The 22958-nt window shown below is 58.3% G+C and carries 23 protein-coding genes; 10 read left to right on the forward strand and 13 right to left on the reverse strand.

From position 1 onward, the window contains the following. Positions 1–57: 57 nt before the first annotated feature. Both FHC52_RS04890 and tesA read right to left on the reverse strand, forming a co-directional pair. Entirely contained in the window at positions 58–828 is a 771-nt protein-coding gene (locus FHC52_RS04890; protein ID WP_220419933.1) for an SDR family oxidoreductase, read from the reverse strand. 28 nt (positions 829–856) lie between these two features. Further along, complete coding sequence (gene tesA, locus FHC52_RS04895; protein WP_122008371.1) at positions 857–1483, reverse strand: multifunctional acyl-CoA thioesterase I/protease I/lysophospholipase L1; 627 nt, start codon at positions 1481–1483, stop codon at positions 857–859. Between tesA and ybbA the strand changes: the two genes are divergently transcribed. The 3 genes from ybbA (at position 1451) to FHC52_RS04910 (ending at position 5877) form a co-directional block, all read left to right on the forward strand. Then, positions 1451–2137: a putative ABC transporter ATP-binding protein YbbA gene (ybbA, locus tag FHC52_RS04900; protein WP_008499319.1), complete on the forward strand. Its 687-nt coding sequence runs from the start codon at positions 1451–1453 to the stop codon at positions 2135–2137. The genes tesA and ybbA overlap by 33 nt on opposite strands. Beyond that, positions 2134–4548 carry a putative ABC transporter permease subunit YbbP gene (gene ybbP / locus FHC52_RS04905; RefSeq protein ID WP_220419934.1) on the forward strand — a complete coding sequence of 805 codons (2415 nt, stop codon included), beginning with the start codon at positions 2134–2136 and terminating at the stop codon, positions 4546–4548. The genes ybbA and ybbP overlap by 4 nt, the downstream gene beginning before the upstream one ends. A gap of 183 nt (positions 4549–4731) precedes the next feature. Further along, the gene (locus FHC52_RS04910) at positions 4732–5877 is read left to right on the forward strand and encodes a porin (protein ID WP_008499321.1); all 1146 of its coding nucleotides are present in this window, start codon (positions 4732–4734) and stop codon (positions 5875–5877) included. 87 nt (positions 5878–5964) lie between these two features. On the opposite strand, the gene mnmH is transcribed toward FHC52_RS04910, so the two are convergent. The 6 genes from mnmH to ppiB all read right to left on the reverse strand — a co-directional run bounded on the left by mnmH (position 5965) and on the right by ppiB (position 10431). After that, positions 5965–7035, reverse strand: coding sequence for a tRNA 2-selenouridine(34) synthase MnmH (gene mnmH / locus FHC52_RS04915; protein ID WP_220419935.1), 1071 nt, complete (start codon positions 7033–7035; stop codon positions 5965–5967). 85 nt (positions 7036–7120) lie between these two features. Beyond that, a complete protein-coding gene (gene purK / locus FHC52_RS04920) occupies positions 7121–8188 on the reverse strand; it encodes a 5-(carboxyamino)imidazole ribonucleotide synthase (RefSeq protein WP_220419936.1) in 1068 nt (355 codons plus the stop codon). Continuing rightward, positions 8185–8694, reverse strand: coding sequence for a 5-(carboxyamino)imidazole ribonucleotide mutase (purE, locus tag FHC52_RS04925; RefSeq protein ID WP_023616863.1), 510 nt, complete (start codon positions 8692–8694; stop codon positions 8185–8187). Before purE ends, purK begins: the two co-directional genes overlap by 4 nt. A 171-nt stretch (positions 8695–8865) precedes the next feature. After that, the gene (locus tag FHC52_RS04930; RefSeq protein ID WP_008499325.1) at positions 8866–9075 is read right to left on the reverse strand and encodes a YdgH/BhsA/McbA-like domain containing protein; all 210 of its coding nucleotides are present in this window, start codon (positions 9073–9075) and stop codon (positions 8866–8868) included. Between the two features lie 135 nt (positions 9076–9210). Beyond that, positions 9211–9933 carry a UDP-2,3-diacylglucosamine diphosphatase gene (lpxH, locus tag FHC52_RS04935; RefSeq protein ID WP_220419937.1) on the reverse strand — a complete coding sequence of 241 codons (723 nt, stop codon included), beginning with the start codon at positions 9931–9933 and terminating at the stop codon, positions 9211–9213. 3 nt (positions 9934–9936) lie between these two features. Beyond that, positions 9937–10431, reverse strand: coding sequence for a peptidylprolyl isomerase B (gene ppiB / locus FHC52_RS04940; RefSeq protein ID WP_008499327.1), 495 nt, complete (start codon positions 10429–10431; stop codon positions 9937–9939). Positions 10432–10605: 174 nt separating this feature from the next. Here ppiB and cysS point away from each other — a divergent pair, with 174 nt between their 5' ends. Beyond that, positions 10606–11991, forward strand: a complete 1386-nt coding sequence (gene cysS / locus FHC52_RS04945) for a cysteine--tRNA ligase (protein WP_023293119.1) — start codon at positions 10606–10608, stop codon at positions 11989–11991. A gap of 87 nt (positions 11992–12078) precedes the next feature. On the opposite strand, the gene FHC52_RS04950 is transcribed toward cysS, so the two are convergent. From FHC52_RS04950 to folD, 5 genes are all read right to left on the reverse strand, one after another. Further along, on the reverse strand, positions 12079–12600 hold the full coding sequence (locus FHC52_RS04950) for a metal-dependent hydrolase (protein WP_220419938.1): 522 nt from the start codon (positions 12598–12600) through the stop codon (positions 12079–12081). Positions 12601–12673: 73 nt separating this feature from the next. Next, on the reverse strand, positions 12674–13690 hold the full coding sequence (gene malI / locus FHC52_RS04955) for a Mal regulon transcriptional regulator MalI (RefSeq protein ID WP_021241606.1): 1017 nt from the start codon (positions 13688–13690) through the stop codon (positions 12674–12676). Positions 13691–13773: 83 nt separating this feature from the next. Beyond that, positions 13774–15273 (reverse strand): PTS transporter subunit EIIC, encoded by a 1500-nt coding sequence (locus FHC52_RS04960; protein ID WP_008499331.1) that lies wholly within the window; start codon positions 15271–15273, stop codon positions 13774–13776. Between the two features lie 283 nt (positions 15274–15556). Next, positions 15557–15769 (reverse strand): ribosome-associated protein YbcJ, encoded by a 213-nt coding sequence (ybcJ, locus tag FHC52_RS04965; protein ID WP_004143016.1) that lies wholly within the window; start codon positions 15767–15769, stop codon positions 15557–15559. 1 nt (position 15770) lies between these two features. After that, complete coding sequence (gene folD, locus FHC52_RS04970; RefSeq protein ID WP_008499332.1) at positions 15771–16637, reverse strand: bifunctional methylenetetrahydrofolate dehydrogenase/methenyltetrahydrofolate cyclohydrolase FolD; 867 nt, start codon at positions 16635–16637, stop codon at positions 15771–15773. Between the two features lie 309 nt (positions 16638–16946). On the opposite strand from folD, the gene fimA reads away from it, so the two are divergent. The 6 genes from fimA (at position 16947) to sfmF (ending at position 22958) form a co-directional block, all read left to right on the forward strand. Then, the gene (gene fimA / locus FHC52_RS04975) at positions 16947–17510 is read left to right on the forward strand and encodes a type 1 fimbrial major subunit FimA (RefSeq protein WP_008499333.1); all 564 of its coding nucleotides are present in this window, start codon (positions 16947–16949) and stop codon (positions 17508–17510) included. Between the two features lie 68 nt (positions 17511–17578). Then, positions 17579–18124: a type 1 fimbrial protein subunit FimI gene (gene fimI / locus FHC52_RS04980; RefSeq protein ID WP_008499334.1), complete on the forward strand. Its 546-nt coding sequence runs from the start codon at positions 17579–17581 to the stop codon at positions 18122–18124. Positions 18125–18158: 34 nt separating this feature from the next. Further along, positions 18159–18851 carry a type 1 fimbria chaperone FimC gene (gene fimC, locus FHC52_RS04985; RefSeq protein ID WP_058673597.1) on the forward strand — a complete coding sequence of 231 codons (693 nt, stop codon included), beginning with the start codon at positions 18159–18161 and terminating at the stop codon, positions 18849–18851. A 14-nt stretch (positions 18852–18865) separates the two neighbouring features. Next, positions 18866–21427, forward strand: a complete 2562-nt coding sequence (locus FHC52_RS04990; protein WP_126288592.1) for a fimbrial biogenesis usher protein — start codon at positions 18866–18868, stop codon at positions 21425–21427. Beyond that, complete coding sequence (gene fimH / locus FHC52_RS04995) at positions 21420–22427, forward strand: type 1 fimbria D-mannose specific adhesin FimH (RefSeq protein ID WP_126288590.1); 1008 nt, start codon at positions 21420–21422, stop codon at positions 22425–22427. Before FHC52_RS04990 ends, fimH begins: the two co-directional genes overlap by 8 nt. A 9-nt stretch (positions 22428–22436) precedes the next feature. After that, positions 22437–22958, forward strand: a complete 522-nt coding sequence (gene sfmF / locus FHC52_RS05000) for a fimbria assembly protein (protein WP_008499338.1) — start codon at positions 22437–22439, stop codon at positions 22956–22958.

The following is a 22958-nucleotide window of genomic DNA, read 5'->3' on the forward strand; positions in this document are numbered from 1 at the left end:
CGGCTTTCTCTTTTGTCGGTTTGTTCTTTACATGGGGATGCGCGTCGTCGCTTCAACTCAACCGTGTAAAATTTTGTCCATTATCCGGCCCGGCAGCAGGCGTTTTAACCAGCCGACGGCGTGGGTGACCAGCGTCACCGGATAGCGCATTTTGGGATGTTCACTCTCAAAAGCATGGCGCACTTTGGCCACCACCGCCTCGGGCCCGAGGGTAAAACGTGCGGCGATGCCGGGGTTCTCGACCGGTTTATCCGCCTGCGTCTGGTTAACGTTTTCGGTAAAGCGGGTGCGGATCGGGCCGGGTTCAATCAGGCTGACCTTAATGCCGCTGTGGCGTAGCTCCATGCGCAGGGCGTCGGACCAGGCCTCCAGCGCATATTTACTGGCGGCGTAGGCGCCGCGGCCCGGGGTGGAAATCAGCCCCATCACCGACGACGTCATCACGATGCGCCCTTCACCGTGCGGCAGCATCGCGGGGAGCAGACGCATGGTGAGCTGATGTACGCCGAAAAAGTTGGTCGAAAACTGCTTCTCCAGCGTTTCGCGGGAGAGGGTATCCAGCGGGCCATACACGCCGTAACCGGCATTATTAAACAGGCCGTAAAGACGATTACCGGTCAGGGCGATCACCTCATCGGCGGCGTGGTCAACGCTCTCCGGCGAGTCCATATCCAGCAGCACGCCGGTAAAGCCCAGCCCGTTCATGCGTTCGACATCGTCGGGTTTGCGACAGGCCGCCAGAACCCGAACCCCCTGGCGCTTCAATTCGAGCGCGCTTTCCAGACCGATTCCACTGGAACATCCTGTAATTAAGACCGATTTTTGCATAACTTTACCTGTCAGGATCTCCGCTTAATCAGGAGTCATGTTTAACTAAAGGAGCCAGCCGCGTTGCCATCCAGTCGGCAATAAACGGCTGCGCATCGCGATTGGGGTGGATCCCGTCGTCTTGCATCCACTGGGGTTTGAGATAGACCTCTTCCATGAAAAATGGCAGCAGCGGAATATCAAACTCTTTGGCAAGCTTGGGATAGATCGCGCTAAAGGCCTCATTATACCGACGACCGTAGTTGGCGGGCAGGCGAATTTGCATCAGCAGCGGCTGGGCGTTTGCCGCCTTGATCTCCTGCAAAATGGTGCGCAGCGTATCCTCCGTTTGCTGTGGCTGGAAACCGCGCAGGCCATCATTACCGCCGAGCTCAACCAGCACCCAGCGCGGCTGATGCTGTTTGAGCAGCGCAGGCAGGCGCGATAAACCTTGCTGTGAGGTATCGCCGCTGATGCTGGCGTTGATTACAGGCGTTTTGCTCTGCCATTTGTCATTGAGCAGAGCGGGCCAGGCCGCGCCAGCCGCCATGCGATAGCCTGCGCTCAGGCTGTCGCCGAGAACCAGTAACGTGTCCGCTGCCGCCGCGCGGAAGGTCATCAGAATCAAAAACAGGAAGGGCAAATGCCAGCGGAAAACAGTGTTGAAGTTCATCATCTTAAGAAGTCCGTCGGTCAGGGGGAACACGAGCTTTCCATCCTTACTGGAGTTGAACTCGTTGTCAAACGCGCTGAAACCATCGCGCTGATTGGCGAATCCGGTTCCGGTAAGTCCACGCTGCTGGCGATTTTAGCCGGTCTGGACGACGGCAGCAGCGGCGAGGTCCACCTTGTCGGGCAGCCGCTGCATCAGCTTGATGAAGAGGCGCGGGCCGCGCTGCGCGCGCGTCACGTTGGTTTTGTCTTTCAGTCCTTTATGCTGATCCCAACCCTGAATGCCCTGGAAAACGTCGAGCTCCCGGCGCTGTTGCGCGGTGAAAACAGCCGTGAAAGCCGCGCTCATGCGAAGGCGCTGCTGGAACAGCTCGGTCTGGGGAAACGTCTCGACCATCTTCCCGCCCAGCTTTCCGGCGGTGAGCAGCAGCGCGTGGCGCTGGCCCGCGCGTTTAACGGCCGCCCTGAGGTACTCTTTGCCGATGAGCCTACCGGCAATCTTGACCGTAAAACCGGCGACAGGATTGCCGACCTGCTGTTTTCGCTCAACCGCGAGCACGGCACTACGCTTATCCTCGTGACCCACGATCCGCAGCTCGCGGCGCGCTGCGACCGTCGCCTGCGGCTGGTGAACGGTGTTCTGCAGGAGGAAGCATGATTACCCGCTGGTTCTGGCGCGAGTGGCGCTCGCCCTCGCTGCTGATTGTCTGGCTGGCGCTCAGCCTGGCGGTGGCCTGCGTGCTGGCGCTCGGCAGCGTCAGCGACCGCATGGAAAAAGGGCTCAGCCAGCAGAGCCGGGAGTTTATGGCGGGGGACAGGGCGCTGGAAAGCTCCCGCCCCGTGCCGCCGGGCTGGATTGAAGCAGCGCGCAAAGAAGGGCTGAAGGTGGGAGAGCAGCTCACCTTCCAGACCATGACCTTCGCGGGCGACATGCCGCAGCTGGCGAGCGTCAAGGCCGTCGATGATATCTACCCGATGTACGGTGACTTACAGACCAGTCCGCCGGGGTTAAAGCCGACGCCCGGTACGGTGCTGCTGGCATCGCGTCTGATGGCGCTACTGAACCTGAAACCCGGCGACAGTATCGACGTCGGTGACGCTACCCTCAGGATTGCCGGGGAAGTGGTGCAGGAGCCCGACGGCGGTTTTAACCCGTTCCAGCTTGCGCCGCGCCTGCTGATGAACACCGCGGATGTCGCAGCCACCCATGCGGTACAGCCGGGCAGCCGCGTTACCTGGCGCTATAAGTTTGGCGGCACGCCCGCCCAGCTTGACGCGTATGAAAAATGGCTTCTGCCGCAGCTCAAACCGGAACACCGCTGGTACGGGCTGGAGCAGGACGAGGGGGCGCTCGGTAAATCTCTGGAGCGCTCTCAGCAGTTCCTGCTGCTGTCGGCCCTGTTGACCCTGCTGCTGGCGGTGGCGGCGGTGGCCGTCGCGATGGGGCACTACTGCCGCAGCCGCTACGACCTGGTGGCGATCCTCAAAACCCTCGGGGCGGGCCGGGCGCAGCTGCGCAAGCTCATTGTCGGCCAGTGGCTGATGCTGCTGGTCCTGTCGGCGCTGACCGGCGGAATAATGGGGCTGCTGTTTGAAAAACTGCTGATGGTGATGCTGAAACCGGTGCTTCCGGCCGCCTTGCCGCCGGCCAGCCTCTGGCCGTGGCTGTGGGCGATGGGCGCGATGACGGTGATCTCGGTGCTGGTGGGGCTTCGGCCCTACCGCCTGCTGCTCGCCACGCAGCCGCTGCGCGTGCTTCGCAACGATGTGGTGGCGAACGTCTGGCCGCTGAAGTTCTACCTTCCGGTGATTATTGCGGTGGCGGTGGGGCTGCTGGCGTGGCTGATGGGCGGCAGCACGCTGCTGTGGGCGGTGCTGGCCGGGGCGGTTGTGCTGGCGCTGCTGTGCGGCGTGCTGGGCTGGATACTGCTCAACCTCCTGAAAAGGGTGACGGTAAAATCCCTGCCCGTGCGCCTGGCGGTCAACCGTCTGCTGCACCAGCCCTGGTCTACGCTCAGCCAGCTGTCGGCGTTCTCGCTGTCGTTTATGCTGCTGGCGCTGCTGCTGGTGCTGCGCGGCGATCTGCTCGACCGCTGGCAGCAGCAGCTTCCGCCGGAAAGCCCGAACTATTTCCTGATCAATATCGCCCCTGAGCAGGTTACGCCGCTGAAGGGCTTCCTGTCGGAGCATCACATCATCCCCGAATCGTTCTATCCCATCGTTCGCGCGCGTCTGACGCAGATCAACGGCCAGCCAACGGAGGGGAATAAGGACGAGTCGCTTAACCGCGAGCTGAATCTGACATGGCAGGATAAACGCCCTGATCACAACCCGATAACCGCCGGCACCTGGCCGCCAAAAGCGGGGGAGGTGTCGATGGAGGAGGGGCTGGCGACGCGCCTGAACGTGAAGCTGGGAGACAGCGTGACCTTCACCGGCGATACCCAGGATTTCACCGCGAAAGTCACCAGCCTGCGTAAAGTGGACTGGGAAAGCCTGCGGCCCAACTTCTTCTTTATTTTCCCGCCGGGGGCGCTGGACGGGCAGCCACAGAGCTGGCTGACCAGCTTCCGCTGGGAAAACGGCAACGGCATGCTGACCCAGCTCAACCGGGAGTTTCCGACGGTCAGCCTGCTGGATATCGGCGCGATCCTCAAACAGGTGGGGCAGGTGCTGGAGCAGGTGAGCCGCGCGCTGGAGGTCATGGTGGTGCTGGTGACGATCTGCGGCGTGCTGTTGCTGCTGGCCCAGGTGCAGGTGGGCATGCGCCAGCGCCATCAGGAGCTGGTGGTTTACCGCACGCTGGGGGCGGGTAAGCGGCTGCTGCGAATGACGCTCTGGAGCGAGTTTGCGCTGCTGGGGCTGGTGGCCGGTCTGGTGGCCGCCATTGGCGCAGAGACGGCGCTGGCGGTGCTGCAGACAAAGGTCTTCGACTTCCCGTGGGAGCCTGACTGGCGTCTTTGGTTGACTCTGCCTCTGTGCGGCGCGGGGCTGCTTTCTCTCTGCGGAGGCTGGCTCGGCACGCGGCTGCTAAAGGGCAAAGCCCTGTTCCGTCAGTTTGTGAGTTGATTTAGTGTGGTGATAATTACGCACCGGATTTTTATGCCGGTGCGTAGTATTTAAATAGCACAAAGTGATAATACCCACTCATTTAGTAGCACAAAACATTAAAAACCCGTCCACACAGCCCGATTATTTCCAGTTAATATTCACCCGCTAAATATTTAGCAGCGTGTCTATTAAGGAAAAATAATGACTATAAAAAAATCAGCGCTGGCGGCAACGATTGGCGCGGCAGTGGCATTAACGACCTTCGCTTCTCAGGCGGAAATCACCGTTCTTAAGCAGGATCCTCAGGCGGGTAACCCGCTGAGCCGCCTGAACTTCACCGTTGGCGGCAGCATTCGTCCTCAGTTCCAGAACATGACCGGCGACGACGGTAAAAACAGCTACAAGCGTAACGGCTTTGACGGCGGCACCCGCTTCCGTTTCGCAGCAGATTACTACCTGTTTGATGACATCAGCTGGATCAGCTACTACGAGCTGGGTGTGAATATTCCTGCGCAGTTTAACTGGGATCACCACTACGCCGAAGGCGCACACGACACCACGCGTCGTATGCTCTATACCGGTCTGAAGAGCGACACCTGGGGTACGCTGACCTTCGGTCAACAGAACAGCGTTTACTATGATGTGGTTGGCGCGAAAACCGATATCTGGGACTACGACATGATCGCTCAGGCACCGGGTAACGGGATCAACGGCGATTACGACGGCTCTTACCGTTCACGCCAGATGCTGAAATATAAGAAAACCGTGGGCGATGCGGACATTTACGCATCCTACCTGTTTGAAGACAGCGAATACCTGCCGGGCAACGGCCTGCGCTACAAGCGTAAAGGCGGCGGCTCGCTGGGTCTGGATTACCACCTGACCACCGATCTGACCTGGGGCGCCGCGTGGAACTACACCCGCGCCGACATGCGTAACCCGGACAACGGCGACAGCAAAACCTACGACCAGAATATCCTCGGTACCGCGCTGAGCTGGACCCCGGACAACTGGACCTTCTCCGCAGGCGGCGGCTGGTATCAGAACTTCCTGACCACCAAAAAAGTGTCTGTTAACGACTACTTTGCGGGCGACGCGTGGGGTATTGAGTACTTCGCAGGGTACAAATTCCCAGTCGGTCAGTACGCGGTGAAATCCATCCAGCCTTACTTCATGGGTGACCGCATTGAGTACGTGAACGGCCGTAACTACCAGCGCATCGACAACGGCGTGGGGATCAGCTTCCAGCTGGATTACGGTTTCCGCGTGGATTACGAACACGTGTTCACCTCCAGCACCGACAACCTGGGCGACATGAACCTGGTGCGTCTGCGTTACGACTTCTAAGCCGTCTGTTCCCCGGTGGCGCTGCGCTTACCGGGGCCACAACAGTACGCGTAGGCCGGGTAAGGCGTAGCCGCCACCCGGCTTTTTTCAGCGATCAAGCCACTCAGCAATTTCTTCGTACGTCCCGCGATACACAATCTTTTCCGCCTTTTTCTCCAGCTGATAGCCGTACATCGGGTCGTAATAATCGTTCAGGAGCGGTACAAGCCAGCTGAAGTGCGCGTCAGTGCGGCCAGAGCGTTGCTGTTCCAGCAGCGCGGAGTCTAACAGCGCGGTAAATTCCGCAAAGCGCTGCAGCCCAAGACGGCGGCGTATGGCGAACAGGCCGTGATGCAGGTACTCGCTGTATTCTTTCCAGCCCGCTTCCTCGCCGTAGGCGGCAGAAAAGTCCGCCCACATATGGTCGAAATACTCTTCGCGCAGGCGTTCAAGACGAATGTCAAACGGATCCTCGACCACGACGATAGGGGCTTCAACCATGCGGTCGCGCAGGCACTCCGGCAGGTGGTTGGAGCCAATCATCCGGCCTTCATCTTCCAGTACCCAGCGCGCGGCGTCTTTTTTCAATAGCTCAACCGCAAGGTGATTTTCAAAGCTGGCCTGGGAAAGCTGCGGCGTGAGCGTGCGGCCAAATGACGAGCCGCGATGGTGCGCGAGCCCTTCCAGATCGATACCCTGTGCATGCTGCTTCACCAGCAGGGTTTTACCGTTCCCGGTACAGCCGCCGATAAGCACCATCGGCTTTTGCGACTGCTCAATGGTCACCTGAATCGCCGTCTGGCGCAGGGCCTTATAGCCGCCGCGGATCAGCGGGTAGTCGACGCCCGCCTCTTTAAGCCAGGCCTGCGAGATATGCGAGCGCTGGCCGCCGCGCGCGCAGCAGAGAAAGCCCTCAGGATGGGCAAGGCTGGCTTCGCGCCAGGCGTTGATGCGGGCGTCACGCGTGTCGCCGCTCACCAGGCGATGGCCGAGCGCCAGCGCGGCGTCCGGTCCCTGACGTTTATAACAGGTGCCGACGGCGGCGCGCTCGTCATCGTTCATTAAAGGCAGGTTGACTGCCGCTGGCATCGCGCCCTGGGCAAATTCGATCGGCGCGCGAACGTCGATTAAAGGGGTATCGGACGCGAGGATCGCGCGATAGTCCGTTCCATCGTTCATGGTTATTCCAGAAGAAAGCTAAGCAGCAATGGGCGGGAATTGTACGCCGGGGAAAGAGGAGGTCAACTCCCCGGCGGAGGGAGAACTATTTAAGCTTAGATTGTGCCCAGACAATACCGCTCGCGTATTCCGGCGGCAGGAGCGGGATCATGGCTTCCAGCGTGGCGCTCAGACGGCCCGTGTCGCTGTCGTTCAGGTTCAGATGGCCGACTTTACGACCCTCGCGGACCTCTTTGTCATACCAGTGCAAATGCACCAGCGGCAGCTTCAGCCAGTCGTAGTTCAGATCGGTGCCGATCAGGTTGATCATCACCGACGGGCTGTTCACCACCGGCTGCGGCAGCGGCAGGTCGGTAATGGCGCGCAGGTGCAGCTCGAACTGGCTGATGGAGGCGCCGTTTTGCGTCCAGTGGCCGCTGTTGTGCACGCGCGGCGCAAGTTCATTGATCAGCAGACCGGACGGGGTGATAAAGCACTCCATCGCCATGACGCCGACATAACCGAGTTCGTGCATGATGGCAGAGAGCATCTCTTCCGCCTGCGCCTGCTGGTCGGCATTGGCGTGCGGGAAGGCGACGCTGGTGCGCAGAATGCCGTCCTGATGCAGGTTATGCGTCAGCGGATAAAACACCGTGCGGCCGTCATGCCCGCGTGCGCCAACCAGCGAGACTTCACCGCTGAAGTTAATGCCCTGCTCAACGATGCACTCGCCGTAGCAATCATCCGGCAGCTCGGCGGTGTCGCCTGCACGCAGGCGCCACTGGCCGCGGCCGTCGTAGCCACCCACGCGGCGCTTCACGATCGCCAGCTCGCCCAGCATGGCGAAGACGTCGTTCCACTCGCTTTTATCAGACAGGAGCTGCCACGGCGCGGTCGCGAGGCCGAGCTTGTCGAACAGCAGCTTTTGCGTCAGGCGGTCGGCAACGATCGGGAACACGTCGCGGTTAACGAAGGCGTTATGACGCGCCAGCTCGCGGGTCAGAGCGGTCTCCGGCCAGCGTTCAATCTCGGCGGTGATCACGCTCTGGTGGAATGGGACGGCTTCTGGCTCGGCGTCCAGCCCGACGGGCCAGACGGCAATACCCAGCGGCTCACCGGCCTGACGCAGCATGCGGCCTAACTGGCCGTTACCAAGGACGCAAACCTGCTTCATGCCGCACCCCGCGGGTCCGGGTTGTCCAGCACTTCGTCGGTCTGGGCTTTACGCCACGCCGCCAGACGCTGATGTAAGTCTTTATCGTGCGTCGCCAGGATCTGCGCGGCCAGCAGGGCGGCGTTTGCGGCACCCGCTTTGCCAATCGCCAGCGTGCCGACAGGAATACCGCGCGGCATCTGAACGATGGAGTAGAGGCTGTCCACACCGCTTAACGCGGCGCTCTGAACCGGTACGCCCAGAACCGGCACCAGGGTTTTGGCGGCAATCATGCCCGGCAGATGTGCTGCGCCGCCCGCACCGGCGATGATCACCTCATAACCGTTCTCTTCGGCGCTTTCGGCGAAGCTGAACAGTTTGTCCGGCGTACGGTGTGCAGAGACCACTTCAACGTGGTGCGGAACATTCAGTATGTCAAAGATTTCGGCGGCGAACTGCATGGTAGCCCAGTCGCTTTTGGACCCCATCACGATGGCGACACGCGCCGGATTATTGCGGGAAGACATGCGTCTTAAAACTCCTGTGGTGCGAAACACACTGCTTTCGAGGGCACAGAGAATAGCATGTTATACGGGCAAGGAAAACGGTTGCGCGGTTAAATCTTGAGCCGTTGTTGCCATCAATTCATAACAAAACAGACCGCATTCTGGCGGTCTGTTTTCGTTGAGGGGCAATCATTATTTCGTCAGTTCTGCGGTCATATACACGCGATTATCGACCTTCGCGCTGGTGATTTTATAAGACGCACCCTGTTCAGCAGCCTGTGCAGCGATTTTCGCTTCTGCGCGGTCAAGGGTAGAGGCGGTTGCGCTCACGCTCTGCGCGAAAGAACCGAAAGAAACCAGGGAGAGAGCCGCAACTGCAACGAAAGTTTTGATGGATTTCATGGTCGTATTCCTTAAGTGTTTTGTCTGGGATAGGGCGTGTTGCCCTGATGTGATAAATAATAGGCCGACCACGGGCGGATTAAAATCGAAACAATTTGCCGATATTGTTCAAAAAAATAGAATGATGTGGAGGGGTTAAAACGGAAACGCGATCAGCTCCACGCCCTCAGGCGAGACTTTGACCATGGAACCTTCGGTGTGCCAGGCACCCAATACCACGCGGTGTGCGGGCTGGCCGTTGGCGATGAGGGAATGCACGTCAGGACGATGGGTATGACCGTGGATCAGCCACTGAACCTCATGCTTTTCCATTACCCTCACGACCGCCTGCGGATTGACGTCCATGATGGTCATGGATTTGCTGCTGTTGGCGGCTTTACTGCCTGCGCGCATTCTGGCGGCGATGCGGTTGCGGATAAACAGCGGCAGGGCAAGGAACACCTTCTGGATCCACGGGGTGTGGACTTTGGCGCGAAACGCCAGGTAGCCGGTATCGTCGGTGCAGAGCGTGTCGCCGTGCATGATCAGCACCTTGCGGCCGTAGAGATCGAGCACCTGTTCTTCCGGCAGCAGCGTCATGCCGCTTTCACGGGCGTAGCGCTTGCCGATCAGGAAATCACGGTTGCCGTGAATGAAGCAGCAGGGGACGCCGGAATCGACCAGCGCGTGAATGGCGGCGGCTATTTCACGGTGCAGCGGGTTAGGATCGTCGTCGCCAATCCAGGCTTCAAAGAGGTCGCCCAGGATGTACAGCGCATCAGCGCTTTTCGCTTCACCGCGTAAAAAACGCAGAAAACCGGCGGTTATCGCCGGTTCTTCTGTTTGCAGATGAAGATCCGCAATAAAGAGTGTCGCCACCAATTACTCGCTGACGGTCACGCTGGTAATCACAACGTCTTCTTTTGGAACGTCCTGGTGCATACCGCTGCGGCCAGTAGAGACGGCTTTGATCTTGTCAACCACGTCCATACCTTCAACCACTTCTGCGAATACGCAGTAGCCCCAACCCTGCAGGCTTTCGCCGGAGAAGTTCAGGAAGTCGTTGTCCGCCACGTTAATGAAGAACTGTGCAGTAGCGGAGTGAGGTGCCTGAGTACGTGCCATCGCCAGCGTGCCGCGGGTGTTTTTCAGGCCGTTGTTCGCTTCGTTCTTGATCGGCTCTTTAGTGGCTTTCTGGTTCATGCCAGGTTCGAAACCGCCGCCCTGGATCATGAAACCGTTGATCACGCGGTGGAAAATGGTGTTGTTGTAGAAACCTTCGCGGCAGTAGTCCAGGAAGTTTTTAACTGTTTCAGGCGCTTTGTCATCAAAGGTTTTGATTACGATATCGCCATGATTAGTGTGGAAAGTAACCATTTTTGCATCCTGTTCCGTTATTGTGGTACGTCGACCCGCCTTCGGGTCATCTATAGGGGCTTGTTATAGCATAACCACAGGATGCGATCACCTTGCATTGTGTGCTGCTTCGGGTTTGAATTACGGGTAGAATAGCCGGTTTTCAACCACACACGTGTTTACATGGAATCTTCGATGTTAAAAATCTTTAATACAATGACGCGCCAAAAAGAGGAATTTAAACCTATCCATGCCGGGGAAGTCGGCATGTACGTGTGTGGTATTACGGTTTACGATCTCTGTCACATTGGCCATGGCCGTACCTTTGTCGCCTTCGACGTGGTGTCACGCTACCTGCGTTTTCTGGGGTACAAGCTGAAATACGTGCGCAACATCACCGACATCGACGATAAGATCATCAAGCGCGCGAATGAAAACGGCGAAAGCTTTGTCGCGCTGGTGGATCGCATGATCGCTGAGATGCACAAAGACTTCGACGCCCTGAATATTCTGCGTCCGGACAGCGAGCCGCGCGCGACCCACCATATTCACGAAATCATCGACATCACCGAGAAGCTGATCGCCCGCGGACATGCGTACGTTGCCGACAACGGCGACGTGATGTTCTCCGTGCCGACGGACCCAACCTACGGTGCGCTTTCCCGTCAGGATCTGGACCAGCTCCAGGCCGGTGCCCGCGTTGACGTGGTTGACGTGAAGCGTAACCCGATGGACTTCGTGCTGTGGAAGATGTCCAAAGAGGGTGAACCAAGCTGGCCATCCCCGTGGGGCGACGGCCGTCCGGGCTGGCACATTGAGTGTTCGGCGATGAACTGCAAGCAGCTGGGCAAGCACTTCGACATTCACGGCGGCGGTTCAGACCTGATGTTCCCGCACCACGAAAACGAAATCGCGCAGTCCACCTGCGCCCACGGCGGCGAGTATGTGAACTACTGGATGCACTCCGGGATGGTAATGGTTGACCGCGAGAAGATGTCGAAATCGCTGGGTAACTTCTTTACCGTGCGCGACGTGCTGAAGTATTACGACGCGGAAACCGTGCGCTACTTCCTGATGTCTGGCCACTATCGCAGCCAGCTGAACTACAGCGAAGAGAACCTGAAGCAGGCGCGCTCGGCGCTGGAGCGTCTGTACACCGCGCTGCGCGGAACCGACAAGTCTGTTCCGGCGGCAGGCGGCGAAGCGTTCGAAGCGCGCTTCGTTGAGGTGATGAACGACGACTTCAACACCCCGGAAGCCTACTCCGTGCTGTTCGACATGGCGCGCGAAGTGAACCGCCTGAAGTCCGAGGATATGGCGGCCGCGAATGCGCTGGCGTCCCATCTGCGTAAGCTCTCTGCCGTGCTCGGCCTGCTGGAGCAGGAGCCGGACGCGTTCCTGCAGAGCGGTGCGCAGGCGGACGACGGTGAAGTGGCGGAAATTGAAGCGTTGATCAAGGCGCGTCTGGAAGCGCGTCAGGCGAAAGACTGGGCGGCGGCCGATGCGGCGCGTAACCGTCTGACCGAGATGGGCATCATCCTGGAGGACGGACCGCAGGGAACGACCTGGCGCCGTAAGTAAGTCTGTAACGCCCGGTGACGCTTACGCTTGCCGGGCCAACAGGCAAAAGTAGGCCGGGTAAGGCGCAGCCGCCACCCGGCTTTTTTTTTACCTTCTTTTCCACCACAACATTCCCATCAGCACCACCCCCGGCAGCCACACCCACAGCAGTTCTGAAATAATCACCTGATGCCCGTACGGCGTGGTATAGCGTGAGAGCGCAAACGGCGCGACCTTAATCACCTGCCACGGCGCAAAGAAGCGTTCATCCGACCACAGCCACAGCCAGCCGACGCCTTTCCCGCCTGTGGTAATCGAATCCAGCAGGCTGTGCGACAGCAGTGACACGGTTAAAAACAGCCAGCATCGCGTCAGGCTGGCCCGGAACCATCGTCGTCCAGTCAGTACGCAAAGTATCGGCACCACGAAGGCAAACAGCAGGGAGTGGGTAAAGCCGCGATGGCCGAAAACGTTGCCGTACGCGACGCCGAACTTGAACGCCAGCACGTCGGCGTCCGGCAGCATGGCGAGGACAATACCGGCAAACAGCAGGCGGGGTGGGATAACTTTTGTCCCCAGGCCTAAGCCCAGGCAAAGCGGAACAGCAGCGTGCGTAATAACGGTAGGCATTGTGATTATCCATGGCAAATCATGGAAATATAGCAGTCATTCCGTGCTAAAAAACCTGTGCGAAATTCTGATTTTACGCCGACTCGCGTGCGATAAGCTGCCCGGAGAGCGTAATACGCTGGGTTTGCAGCGTCGGCTCCTTCAGCGTGCGAATAATCAGCCCGGCCGCCTGACGCCCCGTCTCTTCGCTGGCGGACGAGACGTAGGTAAACGAGGGTGAGGTGAGGTTAACGTGGAGCATATCTTCGAAACCGACCAGGGCGACCTGCTGCGTCAGAAACACATCTTTACCCACCGTACGCCCGACCTGATGAATACCGGAGATGGAGCCGATCATGGCATCCGGCGAGTGGCAGAGCAGGGCGGTGATGGTGTTGTTTTTTTCCAGCAGCTGGCGGGTGGCAAAACCCGCTGCCAGCGTGTCATCGCTGCAGGCCGGCGAGTATTCATCGCGCCAGACCAGCCCGTTTTGCGCCATCGCGCTGCGAAAGCCGAGCAGGCGCTGCTCGCGGATAAGGCAGCCTTCCCGTCCGCCTATGTAGGCGATATTACGATGACCGCGCTCGATAAGATAACGCACCGCCAGACTGGCCGCCTGCCGGTTATCGCGCATCACCAGATTGCATTTTTCATCCAGCAGTGACTGCGAGACCACCACCAGCGGCAGCGGGCAGTGGCGAATCTTTTCCGGCAGGGTGGCGGTGCGGGTATCCGAGGCCAGATAGATCACCCCGGCGACGCCCTGCTGCTTAAACGACAGCAGGCAGCGCTCAAGCTGGTCATGGTCGTTCTGGGGCTGACCGAGAAAAACCATATACCCCTGTTTTTCAAGATCCTGAACAATGCTCGCCATCACCTTGATGGAGAAGCTGTCGCTAAAGTCGCGAAGGATCAGGCCAATCAGGTTGGAGGTATTGGCGCGGAGGTTGGCAGCGGCAACGTTATGAACATAGCCCAGGGTATTGATGGCAGCGTTGACCTTCTCGATCGTTGCCTCTGAGATTTTCCCTTTCTGGCGCAGCACCAGCGAGACGGTGGAAACCGACACGCCCGCGTGCTTTGCAACATCAATAATGCTGACTTTCTTCAAAACCGCTCCCTGAAATTTACCGATTATCAGCCAGATAAAACACGCCTCCCAGCGTACAGGAGACGTGTCGTTCAGGCATCTTATTATTTGCCGATCATGGTGGACATGGTCTGGGCGATAAACTGTGCTCTGGCACCGAAAATCACCTGAATACCGTTGTCGCCGACAAACACCACGCCGCGCGCGCCGAGTCCGTTAAGACCGTCTTTATCTACCGCGTCGCTTTTTGCCACTTCCAGACGCAGGCGGGTGATACAGGCGCCGACGGAGTCAATGTTATGCGCGCCGCCCAGCAGGGTGATGATCTCGGTCGCGAGTTCAGAATCCGATTTTTCATCCGCATTGGCGGTTACTTCGGTGCGGCCCGGCGTTTTCACGTCGAAACGACGGATCACAAAGCGGAACGTGAAGTAATAAATCAGGCCCATTGGAATGCCGATGATAATGGCGCTCAGGAAGTGGGTCTGGTAGCCGTTAAACGACGGCAGGATCCCGAATGACAGATAGTCGATAAAGCCCGCAGAGAACGACTTGGCGATGTGCGCATGCAGCAGGTACATGGTCATGTAGGCCAGACCCGCCATGATGGCGTTAAAGACGTACAGAATCGGCGCCACGAAGATAAAGGTAAATTCGACCGGTTCGGTGATCCCCGTCAGGAAGCAGGTCAGCGCCGCGGAGAACAGAATACCGGCCGCGATTTTCTTATTCTTCGTATGGGCTTCGTGATACATCGCCAGGCACGCCGCAGGCAGCGCGAACAGCATCAGCGGGAATTCACCCTGCATGAACTTACCGGCGTTCTGGTAGGTGTCGCTGCTGAAGGATTTCACCCCTTCTTCCAGCATCTTGAACCAGATGGTCTGGTCGCCGTGGATCACCTGGCCTGCCTGGGTGGTGTAATCCCCAAACGAATACCAGAACGACGGATACCAGATATGGTGCAGACCGAGCGGGATCAGCGCGCGCTCCACCAGACCGAAGATAAAGGTCGAGGCCGCCTGATTATCGCCGTTAACGACCACGGAGAGGGCGTCGATACCGGCCTGGATATGCTGCCACACGTAAGGCAGCAGCAGCCCCATCAGGAACGAGAGGAACGCCGTTGCAATCGCCACGAAGCGCTTGCCGGAGAAGAAGCCAAGGAATTCCGGAAGCTGCATGGTGTGGAAGCGGTTATAGCACCAGGCCGCGAGAATACCGCAGATCAGGCCGCCGAAGACGCCCATCTGCAGCGTCGGAATGCCCACCACCATGGCGTATTTCCCGCCCTGGGAGGCCATTTCCGGCGTGATGCTCAGCACGGTGCTGATGGTGATATTGGTGACAAACACCGACACCGCCGCGGACAGCGCCGCAATGCCGGATTCTGACGCCAGGCCCACGGCAGAGCCAATGGCAAACAGCATCGGTAGGTTATCAAAGATAACCCCGCCCGCGTTCATCATCAGCGGCAGATGGAACTTATCGCCGAAGGCCAGCAGCAGGCCCGCAGCGGGAAGCAGTGAAATTGGCAGCATTAAGGCGCGACCAATCATCGATAACTTAGACAGCGATTTAACAAACCCTGATATCAGACTCATGCTGATTTCCCCCGAGTAGCGCTTTTTTTGGCGCTGTTATTGTAAGTAGAACGTTTTAGTAGAACGTTCTACTTATCGTGGGCAAAGCGTGAAAAACGCGCAACTGAATTTTCACTTTTCAACAGACGAAATACTGATTATTTGAAGTGGATCGATAAATAACCGTGATGGGTGTGAGGGGATAGAGATAGAAATTGCCGGGTGGCGGCTTCGCCTTACCCGGCCTACAAACGGAGACAGTACGTAGGCCCGGTAAGCGCAGCGCCACCGGGCATCAAACGGCTTACGCCGTCACGGTCACGCTCTGGCCTTCAAAGCTCACGGTCTGGCCCGCGACAATCTTGCAGCGCTTGCGGGTTTCCACCGCACCGTCCACTTTGACAAGCCCGTCGGCAATGGCAATTTTCGCCTGCGCGCCGCTTTCGCTCCAGCCTTCCAGCTTGAGCAGATCGCACAGCTCAACGTGCGGGTGTTTGCCTAATGAAAATGTGGCCATCTTACGCGTCCTCTACGTCGTGATATTCTTCGCATGCCTGCAGGGTATTCTGAATCAGCGTTGCGACGGTCATCGGGCCTACGCCGCCCGGTACGGGGGTAATGTAAGAGGCGCGCGCGGCGGCATCTTCATACACCACGTCGCCGACCACTTTGCCGTTTTCCAGACGGTTAATCCCGACGTCCACGACAATTGCACCCTCTTTAATCCACTCGCCCGGAATAAAGCCCGGCTTACCGACCGCGACGATCAGCAGATCGGCGTTCTCAACGTGGTGACGCAGGTTTTTGGTGAAGCGGTGGGTTACGGTGGTGGTGCAGCCGGCCAGCAGCAGCTCCATGCTCATCGGGCGGCCCACGATGTTGGACGCGCCGATGACCACGGCGTTCAGGCCGTAAGTATCGATGTTATAACGCTCCAGCAGCGTCACGATACCGCGCGGCGTGCACGGACGCAGGCGCGGCGCGCGCTGGCACAGGCGGCCAACGTTGTACGGATGGAAGCCGTCCACGTCTTTATCCGGTGCAATACGCTCCAGCACCTTCACGTTGTCGATACCGGCGGGCAGCGGCAGCTGAACCAGAATACCGTCGATCTCTTTATCGGCGTTCAGAGTGTCAATAAGTTCCAGCAGTTCTGCTTCGCTGGTGGTTTCCGGCAAATCGTAAGAGCGGGAGACGAACCCCACCTCTTCACACGCTTTGCGCTTGCTGCCGACATAAATCTGCGATGCCGGGTTACTGCCAACCAGCACAACGGCCAGCCCGGGGGCGCGTTTTCCGGCCGCTTTACGCGCCTTCACTTTTTCCGCGACCTCAGAGCGCACCTGCTGCGCAATCGTTTTACCGTCAATAATCTTTGCTGCCATCAGAGAGAAGATTCCGTCTGTAACGTTCGAAAGGGGGGATGCGTGTATTTTGTCAGAAGCGAGCCCCGCTGTCAGTCACCCTTTGCGCGTTTTTATCCGCAAGACGCAAAAACCCTTCTTAAGGGATGGTCATTTTCTTAGGCGGGATTAGGATGTGACCTGGTAAAATGGCAGCGTTTTGACATATTTAAAAATCACCTCCTGAGCTACTTTGTCTCCTCCGAAATAAGCTTTCAATTACTCAATTGAACGTATTTCTTATTCCCGATTTTTCGCGGGAAGGGTTATTTACATTTTAAAGGAATAGACATGAAACTCAGCAACATTGCTTCTACTGTTATTGCAACTTTGGCCCTGGTTGCGGGTGCCGCAAATGCAGCGGATCCTGCTGCGCCGGTTTCCGTAAATGGCGGTACCGTACATTTTAAAGGTGAGCTGGTTAATGCGGCTTGTTCAGTAAATACTGATTCTTCCGAGCAGACCGTTAATCTGGGTCAGTATCGTACCGCGAAATTCACCAAAGTGGGCGACACCACCTCTAATATTCCGTTCAACATTGAACTGAACGATTGCGATCCGCTGGTGGCCAAAACTGCCGCTGTTGCGTTCACCGGTCAGATCGACCCAACCGACAAAACCCTGCTGGCCGTCACCTCCGGCAGCAACGACAACACCGCGAAAGGCGTGGGTATCGAGATCCTCGACAGCAAATCCAGCGTTCTGACGCCAGACGGTGCGACCTTCTCTGCTGCGCAGACGCTGATCGAAGGGACGAACACCCTGAAGTTCACCGCGCGTTATAAATCCACGGCTGCGACTACCGAGCCAGGCCAGGCGAACGCTGACGCCACCTTCGTTATGAAATACGAATAATTCCTCCGCACAGGGATGTTCAGGCCTCAGGGACGAGGCCCGTCATACGCTATTGCCAGGAACAAAGGATGACAAGGACAGGAACACTACTGCTGTTAACCCTTGCGATGGCTTGCCCGGCATCGGCGCATACCGTGGTGATCGAAGGTGGCAAGGTTCATCTCAGAGGTGAACTGGTGAACGGCGGCTGCGCCGTGGCGCCCGACAGCCAGAATATGCGCATCGATATGGGGCAGTACCGAACCAATTCATTTTCCGGCGTGGGCAGTTTTTCCACGGTGAATGTGCCTTTCACCGTACGGCTGCTGGACTGCAGCGTTGATGTTTCGCGCACCGTGGGGATCCAGTTTCAGGGGGCCACACCCGCAGAAGATCCTCAGGTCTTTCTGGCGACATCGCGACCAGGTGAAACGCCTGTCAGCAGCGGCGTTGGGCTGGCGCTCTTTGACGAGCAGCAGCGTCAGATTATCCCAAACGCCACGGCCGTCAGCTGGCTGCCGATCGATACCCGCGAGCTGGCGTTCCATTTTAGCGCCCGCTATCGGGCTATTTCCGAACACCTCGAGCCAGGCAAAATTCAGTCGGATGTCTGGTTTACGTTGATTTATCCCTAACACCTGCGAACACATTATTAAAGGTACGGTTGTGATGAATACCCTAATTAGACCAGGACTTTTTTTATCGTTTATTTTAATGATGGTTTCTGCCTGCGCGAATGCATCCGGCGGTATTGCGCTGGGAGCCACCCGCGTTATTTACCCGGCCGACGCGAAGCAAACGTCGCTGGCGATCACCAACAGCAATAAACAGGAGCGCTATTTAATTAACGCGTGGATCGAAAATGCGAACGGGCAAAAAGAAAAAACGTTTGCCGTCACGCCGCCCCTGTTTGTTAGCGAGCCGGACAGTGAAAACACGCTGCGCATTATTTACGCCGGGCCTGCGCTGCCTGCCGACCGCGAATCGCTGTTTTACATGAACGTGAAAGCGATCCCGTCAGTGAACAAAGCCAAAACGGAAAATAATAACGTGCTGCAGCTGGCTATTCTCTCGCGCATCAAGCTGTTTGTGCGCCCGAACAACCTGGCAATGCAGCCGGAAGAGGCGCTTTCCCAGCTGCGGTTTGAGCGCGCGGGTAACCATCTCAAAGTCAGCAACGCGTCTCCGTATTACATCACCCTCGTCAATCTGAAGCTGGGCGGGAAGACGCTGGATAACCTGATGGTGGCGCCGAAAAGCGCGGCACAGCAGGTGCTGCCAGCCGGTGCCGGCGGCACGCTCTCCTGGCAGAGCGTGAATGACTACGGTGCCATCACGCCGGCGCGTAGCGTCAACCTGTGAGCAGAGTCAGGGCGATGAAAAACCATCAGGGACGTTACTGCCCGGTTGCACTGGCGCTGATGGCTGCGCTCTGGCCGCAGGCTGGCTGGAGCGAAAGCTATTTCAACCCGGCCTTCCTGTCCGACGACACCGCCAGCGTGGCGGATTTGTCGCGTTTTGAACAAGGACACCAGCAGGCACCCGGCGTTTATCGCGTGGATATCTGGCGTAACGATGAATTTATCGGGACTCAGGACGTGCGTTTTGAGCAGGCAGAGAACACGCCGCCGGTGGCGGGCGGGCTATCGCCGTGTATTACGCGCGCGATGCTGGACCGCTTTGGCGTCAACGTTGCGGCGTTTCCCGAGCTGGCTAAGGTTCAGGGTGAGGCGTGCGTCCCGTTGACCACGGCCATTCCCGGTAGCGAAACGGTATTCAACTTTGCCTCACAGCGCCTGAACGTTAGCCTGCCGCAGGTGGCATTGCAGAACAGCGCCCGGGGCTACATTCCGCCGGAACAGTGGGATGAAGGCATTCCCGCCGCGCTGCTGAACTACAGCTTTACGGGCAACCGGGGCAGCGAAGACGACAGCTATTACCTCAACCTGCAGAGCGGGCTGAACTATGGCGCCTGGCGTTTACGTAACAACGGCGCATGGCGATACACGCAGACCAACGGGCAGCGGCACAGCGAGTGGCAGAATATTGGCACCTGGGCGCAGCGCACCGTGATCCCGCTGAAAAGCGAACTGGTCCTGGGCGACAGCAATACCGGTAATGACGTCTTCGACAGCATGGGGTTCCGCGGCGGACGGCTCTTCTCGTCTGACAGCATGTACCCGGACAGCCTGCAGGGCTACGCGCCCACGGTGCGCGGGATCGCCCGGACGCCCGCCAAAGTGGTGGTGCGTCAGAATGGCTACGTGATCTATCAAAGCTATGTGCAGCCGGGCGCATTTGCGATTACCGATCTCAACCCCACCTCCTCAAGCGGTGACCTGGAAGTGACGGTAGAAGAGAAAGACGGTACCCAGCAGCGCTATACCGTGCCGTACTCCACCGTGCCGCTTCTGCAGCGTGAAGGGCGCTGGAAGTATGACCTCGTCGCGGGGGATTACCGCAGCGGTAACAGCGATCAGGATACGCCGTTCTTCACCCAGGGCACCCTGATTACCGGGCTTGCCAACGGCTTTACGCTCTACGGCGGGACGCAGCTGGCGTCACGCTATACCGCGGTCGCCGTCGGGGCCGGAAAAAACCTGGGCGACTGGGGCGCGGTTTCGCTCGATATCACTCACGCCCGCAGCCAGCTCGCGGACGACAGCAAGCATGAAGGACAGTCCCTGCGCTTCCTCTATGCGAAATCCCTTAACGGTTTCGGCACCAACTTTCAGCTGCTGGGCTACCGCTACTCCACAAAAGGGTTTTACACCCTGGACGATGTGGCATGGCGCTCCATGGAAGGCTATCAGTATGCCGACAGCCAGGACGATAACGATGTGCCGGACGTGCAGAGCTATCACAACCTGACGTGGAATAAAAAAGGCCGCTTCCAGCTTAACGTTTCTCAGTCGCTGGGGGATTACGGCTCGGTCTATATCTCCGGCAGCGAGCAGACCTACTGGGGTACTGACGAGTCGAACCTCTGGTACCAGCTGGGGTATGCGGGAGGCATGAAGGGAATCAACTACTCCGTTTCGTGGACGTGGAATAAATCCGTCGGGATCGACGGCACCGACCGGATCGCGTCGTTTAACGTCTCCGTGCCGTTCAGTATCTTTACCCGTCAGGGCTACCGCCGGGACAGCGCGATTGACCGTGCCTACGCCACGGCATCCGCCAGCCGGAACAGCGATGGCGACACGAGCTGGCAAACCGGCGTCAGCGGCACGCTGCTGGAGGACCGCAACCTGAACTACAGCGTGACTCAGGGACACACCAGCACCAACGGGTCAAGCGGAAGCGCCAGCGCCAACTGGCAGGCGACCTACGGCACGTTGGGCGTGGGTTACAACTACAGCGACGATCAGCACGATCTCAACTGGCAGCTCTCCGGCGGGGTCGTCGGTCATGCCGACGGCGTGACCTTCAGCCAGCCGCTGGGTGACACCAACGTGCTGATCAAAGCGCCGGGGGCATCCGGCGTCAGCGTGGAAAACCAGACCGGCGTGAGAACCGACTGGCGAGGCTATGCGGTGATGCCGTATGCCACCGTCTACCGCTACAACCGCGTGGCGCTGGATACCAACACCATGAGCAACAACACCGACATCGAAAACAACGTGAGCAGCGTGGTGCCGACCAAAGGCGCGCTGGTGCGCGCCAGCTTTGATACTCGCATTGGCGTGCGCGCCCTGCTGACGGTAACGCGCGGCAACCAGCCCGTGCCGTTCGGCGCGGTGGTCCGTGAGACCCGGAGCGGTGTCACCAGCATGGTGGGGGATGACGGGCAAATTTACCTGAGCGGGCTGCCGCTGGAAGGCGAGCTGCTGATCCAGTGGGGCGACGGGGCGCAGTCTCAGTGTCGCGCGCCTTACAGCTTGCCTGAAAAGAGCCTGCAACAGGCAATCACAATGAAGGGGATTCGCTGTGAATAAAACCCACATCTTAGGCTTGTCGCTTCTGGTGCTACTGCCTGCGGCAAGCGCATTCGCCACCGTGTGCGTCAATGAAAAAGGCGTGCCGACGGAAGTGCATTACGACCTGACGGACAAATTCAATAGCTCGAATAACCAGATTGGACAGGTCGTGACGCTCAGCGAGAAGTCGCAGTGGGTAGGGGTCAATGCCGTCTGCCCGAAGGGCACGGTCGGGAATACCACCAAGCGTAGCTATGTGACCGATTATCAGGTTACGGGAACGAGCGATGGCTATCAGTATCTGAAGCTGAACGACTATCTGGACGGGGCCATGAAAATCACGGACAGCTTTGCTGGCGTGTTTTATCCGCCAAAAAACTATATCCAGATGGGGAGCCACCCTAACGTCTCCAAAAACAGACCGTTTGGCGTTCAGGACTCCAGCCTTGTCTTCCGCCTTAAGGTAACCCGACGTTTTATTAATATGGTCGTGATCCCGCGCGCCACCATGTTCCGCGTTTACGTCACCACCACTTCCTCGGATCCGCTCACCACCCCGGTCTATACCATCAGCTACAGCGGTACCATTCAGGTGCCGCAAAGCTGCGCTATCAATGCCGGGAACGTGGTGGAGTTTGATTTCGGCGACATTGGTGCCTCCTTGTTCAGCAAGGCGGGCGTAGGTAACAAACCGGAGGGCGTCTCATCGCAAAGCAAAACCATTGCGATCAAATGCACCAACGTGGAGGCAAACGCCATGCTGACGATGCGCGTAGAGGCGGAGAAAGTCTCTGATAATGTGCTGGTGTCGGATAACCCGGACGTCGGGTTCATCATTGCCAACGAGAGCGGTGCGCCGCTAACGCCTAACAACCTGACAAGCAAAATTCCGTTCCGCCTCGATGACAGCGCGCAGGCAAAGGTGGGGATCCGCGTCTGGCCGGTGAGCGTGACGGGCAACAAGCCAGTGGAAGGGCGTTTCACCTCGCGCGGGTATTTGCGCGTGGATTACGACTAAGGAGCCGATATGCGAAACGGGATCCGTTTTCTCACCGTGGCGCTCTTTGCGCTTTGCACACAGGCTCAGGCGGACACCGCGTTGGGCGAAATTAACATTCGGCTCTACGGCAATATTGTCGATTTTACCTGCGTCGCGGAAGGCAGCGACAGCGACAAGACCGTCACGCTGGGCACTTGGCCCACGAAACAGCTCAGCACCACCGGGAGCCGCACGCAGCCCATGCCGTTTACGCTGAAGCTGACCGGCTGTCCGCCGGGTGCCGCGTCGATTACGTTTTCGGGTAAAGCCGACGGGAGCAATAACGGTTTGCTGGCGCTGAACGACGCCAGTACAGCGAGCCGTGTCGCGGTAGAGATCAGGGATGCGGATAAAACGCGTCTGGCTCTCCAGCAGGCCAGCCAGCCGGTCTCGGTTGATGCGCAGGGGAATGCAACATTGTCGTTTTATGCCAATTATATTGCCACTGCAGATAACCCTCAGCCCGGACGAGCCGATGCGGATGCCACCTTTATGATTAACTATAATTAG

It is taken from the genome of Enterobacter sp. EC_64 (assembly GCF_019584165.1).
Lineage (GTDB): Bacteria > Pseudomonadota > Gammaproteobacteria > Enterobacterales > Enterobacteriaceae > Enterobacter > Enterobacter roggenkampii.

Bases quoted from the DNA above. Each gene is read 5' to 3' on its own strand.
- FHC52_RS04890 (WP_220419933.1), bottom strand. From the start codon at position 828: ATGCAAAAATCGGTCTTAATTACAGGATGTTCCAGTGGAATCGGTCTG.
- ybbA (WP_008499319.1), top strand. From the start codon at position 1,451: ATGCCAGCGGAAAACAGTGTTGAAGTTCATCATCTTAAGAAGTCCGTC.
- tesA (WP_122008371.1), bottom strand. From the start codon at position 1,483: ATGATGAACTTCAACACTGTTTTCCGCTGGCATTTGCCCTTCCTGTTT.
- ybbP (WP_220419934.1), top strand. From the start codon at position 2,134: ATGATTACCCGCTGGTTCTGGCGCGAGTGGCGCTCGCCCTCGCTGCTG.
- FHC52_RS04910 (WP_008499321.1), top strand. From the start codon at position 4,732: ATGACTATAAAAAAATCAGCGCTGGCGGCAACGATTGGCGCGGCAGTG.
- mnmH (WP_220419935.1), bottom strand. From the start codon at position 7,035: ATGAACGATGGAACGGACTATCGCGCGATCCTCGCGTCCGATACCCCT.
- purK (WP_220419936.1), bottom strand. From the start codon at position 8,188: ATGAAGCAGGTTTGCGTCCTTGGTAACGGCCAGTTAGGCCGCATGCTG.
- purE (WP_023616863.1), bottom strand. From the start codon at position 8,694: ATGTCTTCCCGCAATAATCCGGCGCGTGTCGCCATCGTGATGGGGTCC.
- FHC52_RS04930 (WP_008499325.1), bottom strand. From the start codon at position 9,075: ATGAAATCCATCAAAACTTTCGTTGCAGTTGCGGCTCTCTCCCTGGTT.
- ppiB (WP_008499327.1), bottom strand. From the start codon at position 10,431: ATGGTTACTTTCCACACTAATCATGGCGATATCGTAATCAAAACCTTT.
- cysS (WP_023293119.1), top strand. From the start codon at position 10,606: ATGTTAAAAATCTTTAATACAATGACGCGCCAAAAAGAGGAATTTAAA.
- FHC52_RS04950 (WP_220419938.1), bottom strand. From the start codon at position 12,600: ATGCCTACCGTTATTACGCACGCTGCTGTTCCGCTTTGCCTGGGCTTA.
- FHC52_RS04960 (WP_008499331.1), bottom strand. From the start codon at position 15,273: ATGAGTCTGATATCAGGGTTTGTTAAATCGCTGTCTAAGTTATCGATG.
- ybcJ (WP_004143016.1), bottom strand. From the start codon at position 15,769: ATGGCCACATTTTCATTAGGCAAACACCCGCACGTTGAGCTGTGCGAT.
- folD (WP_008499332.1), bottom strand. From the start codon at position 16,637: ATGGCAGCAAAGATTATTGACGGTAAAACGATTGCGCAGCAGGTGCGC.
- fimA (WP_008499333.1), top strand. From the start codon at position 16,947: ATGAAACTCAGCAACATTGCTTCTACTGTTATTGCAACTTTGGCCCTG.
- fimI (WP_008499334.1), top strand. From the start codon at position 17,579: ATGACAAGGACAGGAACACTACTGCTGTTAACCCTTGCGATGGCTTGC.
- fimC (WP_058673597.1), top strand. From the start codon at position 18,159: ATGAATACCCTAATTAGACCAGGACTTTTTTTATCGTTTATTTTAATG.
- FHC52_RS04990 (WP_126288592.1), top strand. From the start codon at position 18,866: ATGAAAAACCATCAGGGACGTTACTGCCCGGTTGCACTGGCGCTGATG.
- sfmF (WP_008499338.1), top strand. From the start codon at position 22,437: ATGCGAAACGGGATCCGTTTTCTCACCGTGGCGCTCTTTGCGCTTTGC.